The sequence below is a fragment of the Gilliamella sp. B3022 genome (genome assembly GCF_028751545.1).
GTDB lineage: Bacteria > Pseudomonadota > Gammaproteobacteria > Enterobacterales > Orbaceae > Gilliamella.
In genome coordinates, this window is the sequence record NZ_CP071867.1 from 592,560 (window position 1) to 607,798 (window position 15,239).

The 15,239-nt window shown below is 34.6% G+C and carries 15 protein-coding genes; 8 read left to right on the top strand and 7 right to left on the bottom strand.

Annotated features, from left to right (window positions below; translation table 11 throughout):
• The 5 genes from citC (at nucleotide 1) to citX (ending at nucleotide 4,389) form a co-directional block, all read left to right on the top strand.
• On the top strand, nucleotides 1-1,035 hold the full coding sequence (gene citC, locus J4T76_RS02600; protein WP_267345180.1) for a [citrate (pro-3S)-lyase] ligase: 1,035 nt from the start codon (nucleotides 1-3) through the stop codon (nucleotides 1,033-1,035).
• 21 nt (nucleotides 1,036-1,056) lie between these two features.
• Nucleotides 1,057-1,347 (top strand): citrate lyase acyl carrier protein, encoded by a 291-nt coding sequence (gene citD / locus J4T76_RS02605; RefSeq protein ID WP_267339569.1) that lies wholly within the window; start codon nucleotides 1,057-1,059, stop codon nucleotides 1,345-1,347.
• Nucleotides 1,344-2,231 carry a citrate (pro-3S)-lyase subunit beta gene (gene citE / locus J4T76_RS02610; RefSeq protein WP_267339570.1) on the top strand — a complete coding sequence of 296 codons (888 nt, stop codon included), beginning with the start codon at nucleotides 1,344-1,346 and terminating at the stop codon, nucleotides 2,229-2,231. Before citD ends, citE begins: the two co-directional genes overlap by 4 nt.
• A gap of 12 nt (nucleotides 2,232-2,243) precedes the next feature.
• On the top strand, nucleotides 2,244-3,773 hold the full coding sequence (citF, locus tag J4T76_RS02615) for a citrate lyase subunit alpha (RefSeq protein WP_267339571.1): 1,530 nt from the start codon (nucleotides 2,244-2,246) through the stop codon (nucleotides 3,771-3,773).
• A 67-nt stretch (nucleotides 3,774-3,840) separates the two neighbouring features.
• Nucleotides 3,841-4,389: a citrate lyase holo-[acyl-carrier protein] synthase gene (citX, locus tag J4T76_RS02620; RefSeq protein ID WP_267339572.1), complete on the top strand. Its 549-nt coding sequence runs from the start codon at nucleotides 3,841-3,843 to the stop codon at nucleotides 4,387-4,389.
• A gap of 89 nt (nucleotides 4,390-4,478) precedes the next feature.
• Here the strand turns inward: citX and metB are convergent, their stop codons facing one another.
• A complete protein-coding gene (gene metB, locus J4T76_RS02625; protein WP_267355755.1) occupies nucleotides 4,479-5,645 on the bottom strand; it encodes a cystathionine gamma-synthase in 1,167 nt (388 codons plus the stop codon).
• A 177-nt stretch (nucleotides 5,646-5,822) separates the two neighbouring features.
• Between metB and metJ the strand changes: the two genes are divergently transcribed.
• Nucleotides 5,823-6,140, top strand: a complete 318-nt coding sequence (gene metJ, locus J4T76_RS02630) for a met regulon transcriptional regulator MetJ (protein ID WP_267339574.1) — start codon at nucleotides 5,823-5,825, stop codon at nucleotides 6,138-6,140.
• Nucleotides 6,141-6,247: 107 nt separating this feature from the next.
• Here metJ and rpmE read toward each other — a convergent pair whose 3' ends face one another.
• The 6 genes from rpmE to J4T76_RS02660 form a co-directional block, all read right to left on the bottom strand.
• Nucleotides 6,248-6,463: a 50S ribosomal protein L31 gene (gene rpmE, locus J4T76_RS02635; protein WP_034883381.1), complete on the bottom strand. Its 216-nt coding sequence runs from the start codon at nucleotides 6,461-6,463 to the stop codon at nucleotides 6,248-6,250.
• Nucleotides 6,464-6,606: 143 nt separating this feature from the next.
• Nucleotides 6,607-7,659 carry an outer membrane-stress sensor serine endopeptidase DegS gene (degS, locus tag J4T76_RS02640; RefSeq protein ID WP_267339575.1) on the bottom strand — a complete coding sequence of 351 codons (1,053 nt, stop codon included), beginning with the start codon at nucleotides 7,657-7,659 and terminating at the stop codon, nucleotides 6,607-6,609.
• Nucleotides 7,660-7,776: 117 nt separating this feature from the next.
• A complete protein-coding gene (locus J4T76_RS02645) occupies nucleotides 7,777-9,156 on the bottom strand; it encodes a Do family serine endopeptidase (RefSeq protein WP_267339576.1) in 1,380 nt (459 codons plus the stop codon).
• An 80-nt stretch (nucleotides 9,157-9,236) separates the two neighbouring features.
• Nucleotides 9,237-9,641, bottom strand: a complete 405-nt coding sequence (locus J4T76_RS02650) for a YhcB family protein (RefSeq protein ID WP_267339577.1) — start codon at nucleotides 9,639-9,641, stop codon at nucleotides 9,237-9,239.
• Nucleotides 9,642-9,700: 59 nt separating this feature from the next.
• Nucleotides 9,701-10,162, bottom strand: coding sequence for a DUF721 domain-containing protein (locus J4T76_RS02655; RefSeq protein ID WP_267339578.1), 462 nt, complete (start codon nucleotides 10,160-10,162; stop codon nucleotides 9,701-9,703).
• An 839-nt stretch (nucleotides 10,163-11,001) separates the two neighbouring features.
• Complete coding sequence (locus J4T76_RS02660; protein WP_416380316.1) at nucleotides 11,002-12,480, bottom strand: mannitol dehydrogenase family protein; 1,479 nt, start codon at nucleotides 12,478-12,480, stop codon at nucleotides 11,002-11,004.
• 268 nt (nucleotides 12,481-12,748) lie between these two features.
• Here J4T76_RS02660 and J4T76_RS02665 point away from each other — a divergent pair, with 268 nt between their 5' ends.
• Both J4T76_RS02665 and uxuA read left to right on the top strand, forming a co-directional pair.
• Nucleotides 12,749-13,510 (top strand): GntR family transcriptional regulator, encoded by a 762-nt coding sequence (locus tag J4T76_RS02665; protein ID WP_267339580.1) that lies wholly within the window; start codon nucleotides 12,749-12,751, stop codon nucleotides 13,508-13,510.
• A gap of 77 nt (nucleotides 13,511-13,587) precedes the next feature.
• Nucleotides 13,588-14,769 (top strand): mannonate dehydratase, encoded by a 1,182-nt coding sequence (gene uxuA / locus J4T76_RS02670; protein ID WP_267355759.1) that lies wholly within the window; start codon nucleotides 13,588-13,590, stop codon nucleotides 14,767-14,769.
• Nucleotides 14,770-15,239 lie beyond the last annotated feature (470 nt).

Genomic DNA, 15,239 nt, shown 5'->3' on the forward strand with positions numbered 1-15,239 from the left:
ATGTATGATTTAGTTGATTATACCATCGTTGATATTTCTAAATCAGAACAAGACCATCAAGACATTAAGCAATTATTATCTCGATCGGATCTTGATTTAGATTCGCAAGTGACTCTTTTTATGGTTGCAAAAATTAACGATAAAATTATTGCTTGTGCAGGTATGGATCGCAATATTATCAAATGTGTTGCCATCGATCCTCAATATCGTGGTAATCAACTAAATCTGACTTTAATGGATCACACCATAAAATATGCCAATGAAAACGGCTATTTTCACCTTTTTTTATACACAAAGCCTGAAAATATAGATTTCTTTAAAGGATGCGGTTTTTACCCGATTGTTGAAATAACCGATTTAGTTGTCCTAATGGAGAACAATCCAGTCGGAATACAGCTATATTGTAAACAACTCAATGCACAGAAAAAAGAAGGGAAAAAAATTGGTAGCATTGTTATGAATGCTAATCCTTTTACTAAAGGTCATCAATACTTAGTACAATATGCGGCAAGTCAATGTGATTGGTTACATGTATTTGTTGTCAATGAAAATGCCTCGCAATTTTCCTTTGATACACGCTTAAAGTTAGTTAAAGATGGCACAAAGCAGATAAAGAATGTCACTGTGCATGCAAGCTCACCCTATATTATATCTAGAGCAACATTTCCTACTTATTTCCTAAAAGATAAAACAAAGATTGATCAAGCCTATATGGGTATCGATCTGCTAATTTTCCGAAATTATATTGCTCCAAGTCTCAATATCACTTATCGATTTGTCGGGACTGAACCTTTTGATGAGGTGACCAAAGCTTATAACGATGCGATGCGCTATTGGCTTGAAGATAATACGGTAAGTAATCTACCAGCTATCACAGTTGTAGAAGTTGAACGAATATCCGAAAACAATTGTGTTGTATCAGCTTCATTAGTAAGAAAGCTATTAGCAGCTGGGCAATATGAACAGGTAAAAACGTTGGTTCCCCCAACAACATGGGATTATCTTTCGGCTAATTTGGATAAATTTAAAATTTAACACGTTTTAAAAGGTAAAAAAATGAAAATACAAAAAGAAGCTATGGCTGGGACTCTCGAATCGAGCGATTTGTTAGTTAAAGTCATGCCAAATACGGGGATTGAAATTGTTATTAATAGTGATGTTAATAAGCAATTTGGCGATCAAATACGTGAAGTGGTCAATCAGACTTTAAATGATTTGAATGTAACTGATGGTTTAATTATTATTGATGATAAAGGCGCTTTAGATTGTGCGATTAGAGCAAGAATTCAATGTGCAGTATTACGCGGTGCAGAAGAAGAGAATTTAGATTGGAGTAAATTACTATGAAAAAATTACGTCGCAGCATGTTATTTCTTCCAGGCGCCAATGCCGCAATGTTATCAACATCGTTTGTATACAAACCTGATTCAATCATGTTTGACCTTGAGGATGCGGTTTCAATTAAAGAAAAAGACTCAGCACGTCTACTAGTAGCTCAAACATTAAAAATGCCTGTTTATAAAGAACACAATATTGAAACAGTGGTCAGAATTAACGCACTAAATACACCATTTGGACTTAAAGATTTAGAAGCCGTAGTTCGAGCAGGAGTAGATGTTGTTCGTTTACCAATGACAAACAGCGCAGAAGATATTCATGAGCTTGAAGCTCACGTTGAACGAATTGAAAAAGAATGTGGGCGTGAAGTCGGCAGTACTAAATTAATGGCAGCCATTGAATCGGCTCTAGGTGTTGTTAATGCAGTTTCGATTGCTAAATCATCGTCTCGTTTAATTGGTATCGCTTTAGCTGCATTTGACTATCTTGTCGATATGCAAACAGAAAGAGGCGATGGTACGGAATTGTTTTATGCTCGTTGCGCTGTTTTACATGCAGCTCGTGTAGCGGGTATCGATGCTTTTGATGTTGTCTATTCAAATGTTAATGACGACGAAGGTTTCTTAAAAGAAGTCAGCCTAATCAAAAAATTAGGATACAACGGTAAATCATTGATTAATCCAAGACAAATTGAGCTTTTACACAATGCTTATGCTCCTACTGCGAGTGAAGTAGAAAACGCTAAAAAAGTAGTTGAAGCAGCTGAAGAAGGTGAAAGAAAGGGGCTTGGAGTTGTTTCTTTGAATGGCAAAATGATTGATGCACCAATTATTACTCGTGCTCAAAAAATCATTGAACTAGCAAAATACTCCGGTGTACGTAAAGAAATTTGATAGGATTGAAATATGACAACTTCTATAAACCAAAAAATTGATGATTTATTAAAACAGCATCCTGATCTTAAAAATATCACACCATTTACTGATGCTAATGCAACAACACCATATTTAAAAGATGAGTCTAAATATACTCGTAAATTATGTGATTCTATTGAACAAGCAATTAAAAATTGTGAATTACGTGACGGTATGACCATATCTTTCCATCACGCTTTCCGTGAAGGTGATAAGGTTATCAATAAAGTTGTAGAGACAATTAGTCAATTAGGCATTAAAAATCTGACTTTAGCATCAAGTTCATTGTTAAGTTGTAATGCAGCATTAATTCCACATATTGAAGCTGGTGTGATTACTAAAATTTACACCTCTGGATTACGTGGAAAATTAGCTGATGCAATTTCACATGGTTTAATGGATAACCCTGTACATATCCATTCTCATGGTGGACGGGTAAAACTTATCCAAAGTGGTGAAATTAATATTGATATCGCATTTTTAGCCGTATCTACTGCTGATGAACAAGGTAATGCTAATGGTGTATCAGGTAAGTCACAATGTGGTGCACTTGGCTATGCAATGGTTGATGCACAGTTTGCCAAAAAAGTGGTTTTACTCACTGAAGATATCGTTGGTTATCCAAATAACCCTGCTAGTATTCGTCAAGATCAAGTTGACTATATTGTTAAAGTTGATGAAGTCGGTGACCCAACCAAAATCAGTGTTGGTGCAGCACGTATCACAACCAATCCTCGTGAACTTATGATTGCTCGTTACGCTGCTGATGTTATTGAACATTCTGGTTATTTTGAAGATGGCTTCTCAATTCAAACTGGTTCTGGCGCTTCTTCAACAGCCGCAACGCGTTTCCTTGAAAATCGTATGCGCGCTAAAAATATCACAGCCTCATTTGCTTTAGGTGGCATTACAGCAAGTATTGTTGATTTACATGAAAAAGGATTGGTTAAACGTTTATTAGATACCCAAAGCTTTGACGGTGCAGCAGGACAATCTTTAGGCCGAAATAAAGATCATATTGAAGTCTCAACCAATGTTTATGCTAACCCAGCTTCTAAAGGGGCAAGCGTTGATGAATTAGATATTGTGATTTTAAGTGCTTTAGAAATTGACCTTAATTTCAATGTAAATGTATTAACGGGTTCTGATGGCGTAATGCGCGGAGCATCTGGTGGTCACTGTGATACCGCTGCTGGAGCAAACTTAACAATTATTGTTGCGCCATTAATTCGCAGCCGTATCCCAACAGTAATTAAAAATGTAACCACGCTGGTAACTCCAGGTGAAAGCGTTGATGTACTAGTGACTGATCATGGTATTGCAGTGAACCCTAATCGTCCAGAAATTGCTGAACGTTTAAAAGCAGCTAATTTACCAGTGATGAGCATTGAAGAACTTTATCAACGAGCGGTTTCCTTAACAGGTGAACCAAAACCAATCGAATTTGAAGATAAAATTGTAGGTATCGTTCATTTCCGTGATGGTTCTGTTATTGATGTAGTTCGTCAAGTTAAAGATTAATGACTCAACGATCTTTTATAGCATGGCATAAATAATGTCATGCTATAATTCCTTTATTATGAATAAAATGTTAATTAAATTTGATGATGGCACCCCAATTAGTCTTGAGCAAATGTTATTAGCTAAAGAAAAAAGGGTAGAAAACCAACTAACCGCTATTTCACTTTATAAAAAACCTCTTATATCATTAACGTTAGTCATCCCAGGTCCAATAAAAAGTAGTAGTGGAGCGCATTATCTATTTCAAGAAGCGATCGCCGCGTTACATCAATTTTTTATTAAAAATAATATACCGTTAATTGAAGAGCAACACTATCATGAGTTAACGGGTTCAGAAGCAATTCTTGTGTTAGATTGCGCTATTGAAAAACTGAAACAATACTGCATTGATATCGAAAGCCAACATCCATTAGGTCGTTTGTGGGATATTGATGTGATCGATCCAATAACACAAAAAAGTGTATCTCGCTCGCAATTTGAGCTTGCGCCAAGACAATGTTTAGTTTGTGAGAATATCGCTAAAATATGTGGTCGAACAAAACGACACTCTTTCGATGAAATTTTTGCTGCCATTAAAGAAAAAATAGAAGACTTTCAAAAAAATAATAAAATTTAACATAATGATAAAGTTGAAGAAACAGAATTGTGTTGAGTTGAAATATCACATCATTGTGTAAATTAAACTTTATCATTTTTACTAAAATGTTAAATGGCTGCTAAAGCTTGTTCTAAATCCTCCAACAAATCATTGATATCCTCCAAACCAACAGAGACACGAAGGAGTTGATCGGAAATACCGGCTGTTGTACGTGCTTGAGCACTAATACCTGAATGAGTCATTGTTGCTGGATGACAGATTAAACTTTCAACGCCCCCTAAAGATTGAGCCAGCGTAATAATATTCAGTTCTTTTAAGAATTTAGGCATTACCTCAGGTTCTCCAGCTAATTCAAAACTTAGCAATGAACCAAAACCCTTTTGTTGTCTTTTGGCAATTTCATGACCAAGATTAGACGATAACGAAGGATGATAAACATGAGCGATTTTCGGATGGTTAACTAAAAACTCAACAAGTTTTTGTGCATTGGCTTGTTGTAAAATTACTCGAGCTGCAAGTGTTCTCAAGCCACGTAATAATAGATAACTATCAAATGATGAGGTAAGCGTACCAATATTATTTGCCCACCATAACACATCTGTAGCAAGTTGTTGGTCTTTAAATACTAAAATACCCGCTAAAAGATCGGAATGCCCATTCAGAAATTTAGTACATGAATGACTGACAATATCCGCTCCTAGCTCTAAAGGTTTTTGCAATATAGGGGTCATAAATGTGTTATCGACTAAAACCAGAGCACCAACTTCATGTGCTTGTTGTGATATTTCTTGAATATCAACAACACGAAGTAATGGATTACTTGGCGTCTCAATCAATACTAATTTTGGTCGTAACCTTAAAGCTTCTTTTAATGCAACAGGATCAGATTGATCAACAAATTTTGCTTTAAAATAACCACGTTGACTTAAACTATTAAATAGACGATAGCTGCCACCATAACAATCATGAGGAGCAACCACCAAGTCATCCGGTGTTAACAGCGCTACACTGACAAGATGAATGGCAGACATACCACAGTTAGTAAGAATCGCATCCGAACCACCTTCCAACTTAGCGACCGTTTCCTCAACAAATCGTCTACTAGGATTTGCTTTGCGTGCATAATCAAATTCTCTCGGTGTTGCAAACTCTTGATAACGGTAACACGTTGACGGTGTAATGACAGGAACCACGCTCCCATATTGATCATCGGTATTGATTCCACCTCGGACAGCAATAGTGCCTTGACTTAAATTTTTTGATTGGCTAGCCATAATAACATCCCTAGATAATACTATATTTATTTTAATAATTTACTTGTATAAGAATAACACAACTATTCAAGACGTCAACATGTCTAGACGTCTAACTATCTCGATGTATAGATTGCAGCAAAATAAAAAAAAAGTTAAAATTAACCCTATAAATTGTGATGTAATTTGGTGAAAAATATGATGGAATGGAATGGCCAATACATAAGTCCCTATGCTGAGCATGGAAAAAAAAGTGAGCAAGTAAAAAAAATTACTGTATCCATACCTTTAAAGGTATTAAAAATATTGACTGATGAACGTACGCGTCGACAAGTGAATAATTTACGCCATGCAACAAATAGTGAACTGTTATGCGAAGCATTTCTTCATGCTTACACTGGTCAACCGCTACCTTGCGATGAAGACTTACAGAAAGATCGTGAAGATGGCATCCCTAGCCAAGCTAAGGAAATGATGCGTAATTTAGGTATCGATCCCGATTTAATTGATGAATAACTGTCATTTATATTTTTATTGAAGAATAATATCATCAATTAAGATAAAAAAATAAAAAAGGCGCATAATGCGCCTTTTTTAATGATTACTCTGTAATTTACGGAAAATTATTTTTTACCGCCAACCATAGCAAAACGTTGTTTAAATTTATCTACACGTCCGCCAGTTGCAACATCACGTTGTTTACCTGTATAGAACGGGTGACATTCACCACATACGTCAAGATGAATATCATGACCAATTGTTGAATGAGTATTAATAACATTACCGCAAGAACAAGTTGCTTTAATTGCTTTATATTCTGGGTGGATACCTTCTTTCATAATAAACCTCTAAAGTTTGTTCGTATCGCTATATAAATGGCCATAAAAGCAAAATCTATACACCATACGAGTGTTAAAAAACATGATAAGGTCGCGAATTATACGCCTTAAACGGTAAATAATCAAGTTATAAAAAAGATCAATCAAACTGGTAACTGCCCTATTACCACCTGCAATTCAATCTTTTCTCCATTTCGTAATACGATAATGGGGATGGTTCGTCCCGGTTTCAACTCCGCAATCTGATCCATCGTTTCAACAATTGATTTAACCGGTTTACCATCAACCATAATCAAAATATCATTAGGCTGTACACCTGCTTGTAAGGAAGGACCTTCAGCATTGGTCACTAAAATACCTAACACAACTGGTATATCACTTGGATTTTGTGTTGGCGCAAACTCTAACCCATCAATACCAATATAACCACGAATAACTTTACCATACTGAATTAATTTCTTCATAATTTTAACGGCCAAAGATGTTGGAATAGCAAATCCAATGCCTTCTGGAATTTCATTTCCCATATTTTTTGCAAACGTCAGAGTATTAATCCCCATTAATTCGCCTTTTGTATTAACCAAAGCACCACCTGAATTACCATGATTAATTGAAGCATCTGTTTGAATAAAATTCTGTCTTCTATATGGGCTTAATCCATCTCGACCTGTTGCACTAATGATCCCTTGAGTGATAGTTTGCCCAATATTATAAGGATTACCAATTGCTAAAACGACATCGCCAATTTTGGGTTCGCGTTGGGAATTGATGTGAATCGTTGGAATATTAGTCGCTTCAATTTTTAAAACGGCAATATCAACCAATTTGTCAGAACCAACAGTCAAAGCTTCAAATATTCGACCATCTTGTAAAGCAACAATAATTTGTTCTGCTCCGTCTACCACATGATAATTAGTAATAATATAACCATGTTTGCTCATTATAACCCCTGAACCTAATGGCGTGATTGCGCTATCTTGTGATCGATTTGGCACGGAGCTAATTGAACGACTATAGATATTCACTACTGCTGGAGCAGCAGTTTTAACCGCATATGAATAACTCATAGGGTCATTATTAAAAATGAAGTTTGGAAAATTTGATTGAGTTCCATTACGTAGCGATGGAAAAATAATCAACAATACGATAGCTAAAACAGAACCAATCAATATTGGCCATAGGATTTTTTTAAGCATTAGAATGATTACTAGAGTAGCAGTAGAATAGATATGATTTTAACATATCTAATTAACAGTTAATATTTATGTTTTTCGCCGATAGAAACTATCGGCGAAATCACATAAAACAATGCATTATCGTAAAATAAGATAGAGTTGGCTATCACCACGTACAATATTTAACGCAATTGCTGATGGTTTACTATCGATAATTTTACGTAAATCAGCAATATTGGTAATCCTTTGTTTATTTACACCCGTGATAAGATCACCTTTTTGTAAACTTAATCGAGATGCTGGCGAATTTTTAGCAATACCTTCAATTAAAACGCCTTTTTGTCCTTTGACATTGCCATTACTTAATGTTGCGCCGTCAAGAGCTGGGTGTAATGATTTTGCTTCGGTAGCAGACTCATCACTATTTTTTAATTTGACATTGACTGTCATTGTTTTACCATCACGAATGATACCTAACTGTACAGTTCTGCCCGCACCAGTAGTAGCAATTTTAGCTCGCAATTCTGCAAAACTATCGACTGGCTTACCATCCATTGAAACAATCACATCACCAGATTTAATACCAGCTGCTTTAGCGGCAGAGTCGTCAAGCACCTCACTCACAAAAGCACCTTTTTGCACATCTAAATCAAATGCTTTGGCAATATCAGAGGTTAACTCATTACCTTTAATACCAAGTACACCACGTTTAACTTCTCCATATTCAATCAGTTGAGAAGTTAAATTTTTCACCATATTACTCGGTATAGCAAAACCGATACCGACGTTACCACCACTAGGTGCAATAATAGCCGTATTAATCCCCACTAATTCACCATTTAAATTAACTAAAGCACCACCTGAATTACCTCGATTGATTGAAGCATCCGTTTGAATAAAATTCTCAAAGCCATTCATATTAAGTCCACTACGAGCTAGCGCAGAAATAATACCAGATGTAACAGTTTGTCCAATTCCAAATGGATTACCAATAGCAACAACATAATCACCAACACGTAATTTGTCCGAATCAGCTAAAGTAATGGCCGTTAATTTCTTAGCCTCTTCAACTTTAAGCAATGCAATATCACTTTGAGGATCTTTACCTATTAATTTAGCAGCATATTCATGCCCATCATTTAAACAAACAGTGATTTTATCTGCATTTTCGATAACATGATTATTGGTAACAATATACCCTTTTTCACTGTCAATAATAACGCCTGAGCCTTGCCCTGAAAACGCTCTTGATTGACTATCAGGATACCCAAAAAATCGCTTAAATTCTTCAGGAATATTGGTTTGCATTTGAGCAGTTCCTTCAACCTTAATGCTAACCACCGAAGGCAATACTGTCTCTAACATTGATGCTAAGCTAGGTTGTTGCTGACTATTTTCACTAGTTGGAAATGAAGGAAAAACAGCAAAGGCATTAGGTAAGGTAGATAATGAAAGACTTAAGCCTAACACAATTAAACTAAGTAATTTTTTGGGTTTTAGTAAAGAATTATTAATCATAAAACTCTCTCATCCTTAAAAAATTTAATATTTACCACAACATTTCACCAGATAATTCTAGTGCAAAAAACTAAGATTTATTAGGATTTATTTTCGTCAGTTTTGAATAAACCGGAAGGGTCATCAGAATAATCTTTTGGTTGTTTTTTTAGAGTGAATGTTTTTTTTATACTCGTATCATTGCTCGAATCTAGAGCCATAACTGGCATATCATTTTCTGAAGTAAATTTTCCTGAATTTTCAGCCATATGTTGATAAAGACGACGAAAATCATTAGCCATGTTATCTAAAATTTCAGCGCTATGTGAAAAATATTTACTAATTGTCTGTTTTTGGATTTTTAACTGCTCTTGAGTTTCCTCAAGTTGGCGTTTTACTTGTGCAAATTTACGCCCTTTTGCACTAAACACATTCGTCAAAATAATACCTAAAACAAAACCAATTACTAAGCCAATAACAAGATAAATCATCATCTGTTTATCCATATTTCACTCCTTGTATCTTTCGTTGTATAACTTTTTACACTATTGTTCAATAGTTTTACTTATTTTGCATGGTTAGCAAGTTTAATCAATTGTTTTTTCAGTTTATCTGGAGCACTTTCTGCCAAAGCAGACAAATAAGTAGCACTTTGAGGACTTAAAGCTCGCGCAATTGTAACACTTTTTGATGAATCATTGATCATTTTTGAATGTTGACTGGAAAGGTCTGGATTAATTTTATATTGAATTGAAGATAGGGATGGTAATATCTGTTTTCTAATTTCAGATAACAAATTACTTTGCTCGTATCTTAATCTGGTTAACCAACTGGCTGAGCTTACTTCAAGGACAAGAATACCTTGACGATAATTAGCAATTCTATATTGCTGCCTTAGCAATGTTGGTAATAACTCGTTAATCACATCAGCCAATTTATTTAATGCAAATGTTTTCTCTTTTATCTGGGATAAACAAGTTTGTTGAGACAAAATTGAGGTTAACATCTGTGGCTCATTATAACGCATATTTGATACTTACCTTTATTTCCGAATAAAATAATAGTCAACTAATTACACATGATGCAAAATAAGTAGTATTAATTTACCTTATTTAAATCAAAAAGTCTTACTTAAAAAAAACATTTACAGTTTATTATTTTTTTATTGAAAAACAATAGTATCTCACAACTCTATTTTGTCAAAATTTAAATAATAGAATAATCAACTACTGAATTATTCTATTGAATATAAAGGTCGTTTTTTTGATTGTTTTTCGAGATAAAGTTATTATCATCCAGTTTGGAAAAAAAGCCAGCTCTATTAAGAATAATTGGCACTTTGCTTTTACTGGAATGTGCTTTAACTTATAAATGAAAGCCAGTGTGTTGATTGTTAAAAGTGAATTGAGAATCAAAACAAAACTGTTCACATCTTTATTAGCATGGAAGCAATACTTAGTATAAGTTTTACCACTCTTTATTTTTTACACAGTATTATTATTGCGGATAATTTCGAGCTTCCATGATTATCAATTATTTAAAAACATTTTGCTTATACAAATTGAAAGTTTCAGGACGAGTTAATCTAATCTAAAATATTCATCATTCGAAAACATTATGCATCTTAGATTATCACTCTAAAAATTGTTAATAACCGATATGCATCATAATCTGTCGGTACTAAGAATGAGATTGCAACAACGTTACTTTATCTTTCGTTAGTACCAAAAATATTAAAACTCATTATTATTACATTGAAAGCAATCTAAAAATAATCAATCGAATAGGTTGGTGTCTCTTTTGCTTTCATCTTTATTGGTAACAAAAATTATTGTTCAAAAATTTTTTCGTAAGAGTGATACAACTTCAACTCACTAAATCACAGAGAGTTTGTTTTGCACCTTTTTGCATTAAAGAAAGATAATGATGCGTTATTTGTTCTTTAAATAATGAATTATTCGATAAATCTTCACCAAACACCGCATTCAAACTCAATAAAGCATTTACCCTTTCTAAACCATCTTGACTTGAATTAACAAGCGATTTTAATTCTTTTTGCATTGGATCGCGTACATCAATATCATTCTTATTATCATCCATACCGCTTACATAACGCATCCAACCCGCTACACCTAAAGCAAGCAATGAAAAATCGGAGTTGTTTTTAAGGTGCCAACGCACAGAATCAAGCATTCGTTGTGGTAATTTTTGCGTACCATCCATGGCAATCTGCCAAGTTTTATGTTTAAGGGAAGGGTTACTGAATCGTTCAATAAGTTGATTAGCATATTGTGATAGATTGACGTGTGAAGGTACATGAAGTGTGGGGGCTTGTTGTTGCATCATCAGTGCAAGTGTTATTTTTTTATAATTGGCGTCATTCATACAATCATTAATATGTTCGTACCCTGCTAGATAACCTAAATAAGCCAAAAAAGAGTGACTGCCATTTAGCATACGTAATTTCATCTCTTCATAAGGTACCACATCATTGACAAATTCGGCACCAACTTCATCCCAATTAGGGCGACTGGTAACAAAATTATCTTCAATAACCCATTGAATGAAAGGTTCACAAGCAATACCACATGGATCAAACATGCCACCTAATACATTTTGAATATCAGTTAATGTCTCCGGTGTTGCCGCAGGTACAATACGGTCAACCATGGTACATGGAAAAGTGGCATTCGTCTCAATCCACTCTGCTAATTTTACATCTCGTGCTTTTGCCAAACCTAATATCGCTTTTTTTAATACTGCCCCATTTTCTGGAATATTATCGCAGGATAACACCGTAAATGATTTGAGTCCTCTTTGCATTCTTCTATAAAGAGCTTCGACAATAACACCTGGAGCAGATCTCGGTTTGGATGGATTAGCTAAATCAAATTTAATTAATGGATTCTCTAAATCTAAATCACCACCACCTGGTAGCATGCAATACCCTTTCTCAGTTATGGTTAAAGACACAATCTCTACCACACTATCGGCCATTTTTTCTAAAATTGCATCAATGCCGTCAGTAGATGCCAAAAACGACTCTTTTACACTACCAACAATAAACGCTTGGGTTGTCGTAGTTCCTTTTTCTAATACGGTGTACAAATGATCTTGCTGACGAATATCTTCAATTAATTCCTCACCACCCAAAATATTAACTTCACAAATTCCCCAGTCACTTACGCCCTTATTCAGTAAGCGATCGGTAAACAATGCTTGATGCGCTCGATGAAACGCACCAAATCCTAAGTGGACTATGCGTGAAATCATTTTTTTTCTGTCATATGAAGGCTTATGTTCGATTGATTCTGGGACTTTGGATAAATTTAACATTTTATTCACCGTAATTAACAATTTAAATACTTTATTGGTTGGACATATTTTCACTTGTAGATAAAATTTTCATCTTTAATTTTCAAATATGTGATCATAATCACATATTTTGGTTTATTTAATAGGCACCTTTTCGAAACTATTTATAATACGAATGCATATTGGCATACCAATTATAAAAATAAACGTATTTTAAATCATCAGTGGCTTATAGTACTTATGACAAATCGCTTATAATTGACGTTATTTAACCGAAATTAGAATGAGGATTAAAATAATGCCAACAATTAATCGGCTCTATCAACAAATTGGTAATGAGCTGAAATCATTATTAAAAAGTGGTATTTATAAAATTGGTGAACGATTACCACCTGAGCGCGATATTGCTGATGCATTTAATGTAAGCCGAACAGTAGTGCGTGAAGCGCTAATTATGCTAGAACTTGAAAATCTGGTTACAGTAAAAAAAGGTTCTGGTGTATATGTAATTGGTTTACCAAGTGAAATTTTATCTGAACAAGATAAAAACATAGAAGAAGAGGATTTTGGACCATTTGAACTATTACAAGCAAGACAACTTATTGAAAGTAACATTGCCGCTTTTGCCGCTTCACAAATATTGAAATCCGATATCATCGAGTTAAGAGCAATTTTAAAGCAAGAACGCCAAATTTTAGAACAAGGTATTCTTGATGATTATAGTGCTGATGAGATGTTTCATATTGCCATTGCCAAAGCAACAAAAAACTCAATACTTGAAAGTTTATTAAATGATTTATGGCAAAAACGTTCGGCCAGCAAAATGTGGAATCAATTACACAGTCGCATTACCGATCATAGTTACCGAAAAAAATGGCTTTACGATCATGAAAGAATTCTGCAAGCATTACAGGTAAAAGATGCAATAGGTGCACGCCATGCTATGTGGCAACATTTAGAAAATGTTAAACAAACATTAATGACAGTTTCTGATAGTGAAGATCCAAATTTTGATGGTTATTTATTTGATTCTATTCCGGTTAGCATTGTTAACCCATAGACAATAAAAAATCAGCATTGTTTATAGATCTTTTCGTATAGAAAATTAAACAAATAAAAATCATTGAGGAGATTTATATGGAACAAACAATGCGTTGGTTTGGACCAAATGATCCAGTATCACTAGATGATATCAAACAAGCAGGAGCAACTGGAATTGTGACAGCTTTGCACCATATTCCAAATGGTGAAATATGGACAGTTGAAGAAATACAAAAACGAAAAAAAATTATTGAAGAAAAAGGATTGACGTGGTCTGTTGTTGAAAGTATTCCTGTTCATGAAGAGATCAAAACGCATTCAGGAAATGTTAAACAACATATCCAAAATTACCAACAATCAATTCGTAATCTAGCCGCTTGTGGCATTGATACTGTTTGTTACAATTTTATGCCTGTGTTAGATTGGACTCGTACTGATCTTGCTTATGAGCTACCAGACGGTTCCAAAGCTTTACGTTTTGATCAAACTGCATTTGCAGCATTTGATATTCATATTTTACAAAGACCCAATGCCAAAGAAGATTACTCAAAAGAAGACATCGACTCAGCAAAAATTTATTTTGAGATAATGACTCAAGCAGATAAAGACAAACTTATAGCTAATATCATTGCTGGTTTACCTGGTGCGGAAGAAGGCTACTCTCTTGAGCAATTTAAAGCACATTTGGCGACTTATGATGGTATTGATAAAGCCAAATTGCGCGAAAATTATGCCTACTTTTTGAAAGCAATTGTTCCTGTCGCTGAAGAAGTTGGTGTGGTATTAACTGTGCACCCTGATGATCCTCCTCGACCAATTTTAGGTTTACCGCGTATTGTGTCAACAATCGAAGACATGCAATGGATCAAAGATACCGTTGACAGTATTCACAATGGATTTTGCTTTTGTACAGGTTCATACGGCGTTCGCAATGATAATGATTTGGCGACCATGGCTGAAAAGTTTGCTGACCGAGTTCATTTTATTCACTTACGCGCAACCGTTCGCGAACAAAATCCACTCTCTTTTCACGAAGGTGACCATTTAGGTGGTGATGTGGATATGTATGCGGTAATCAAAGCGCTCGTTACCGAAGAACAGCGCCGTAAAAAAGTAGGAATTCAACGCGCTATACCTGTTCGCCCTGATCATGGGCATCAAATGTTGGATGATCTTAAAAAGCACACCAATCCTGGTTATTCGGGAATAGGTCGTTTACGTGGTTTAGCGGAAATTCGTGGTGTTGAATATGCCATTAAACGGGCATTTTTTGGATAACTTTAATTTTTTCTGTATTAATAAATGCCCATTTTAATGGGTATTTTTTTGCATAATCATAAATAAAGTGTCGTAGATAGGTATTGCATCTAAATAAACATCATTAACTTTCTCCTATTATTGCGTACAATAGAATCATTAATTCACGTCAGGCTCCTACAGTATTTAATAGCGCACCAATAATAATTTTTGGTAGCAATCTAATTTTCTAAATTCATTAGATTCGATAAACAATATTGATAAGTAATGTTTATAAAATTCTTAAGGATATTATACTTTGTCTATTTTTATAATATTGATGAAAAATTAGTATAACTAATTTACTAGAAATGGCCATCCAAAACAGTTAAATTGATGGTGTAAAAGGAAAATAATGATAAAAAAACGCTAAGTAACATTCTACATATTTGTATCATTAAAGATGATTTGAAAAAATCGTTAACCTAGGTTTCTAATTATAAAATGCCAAG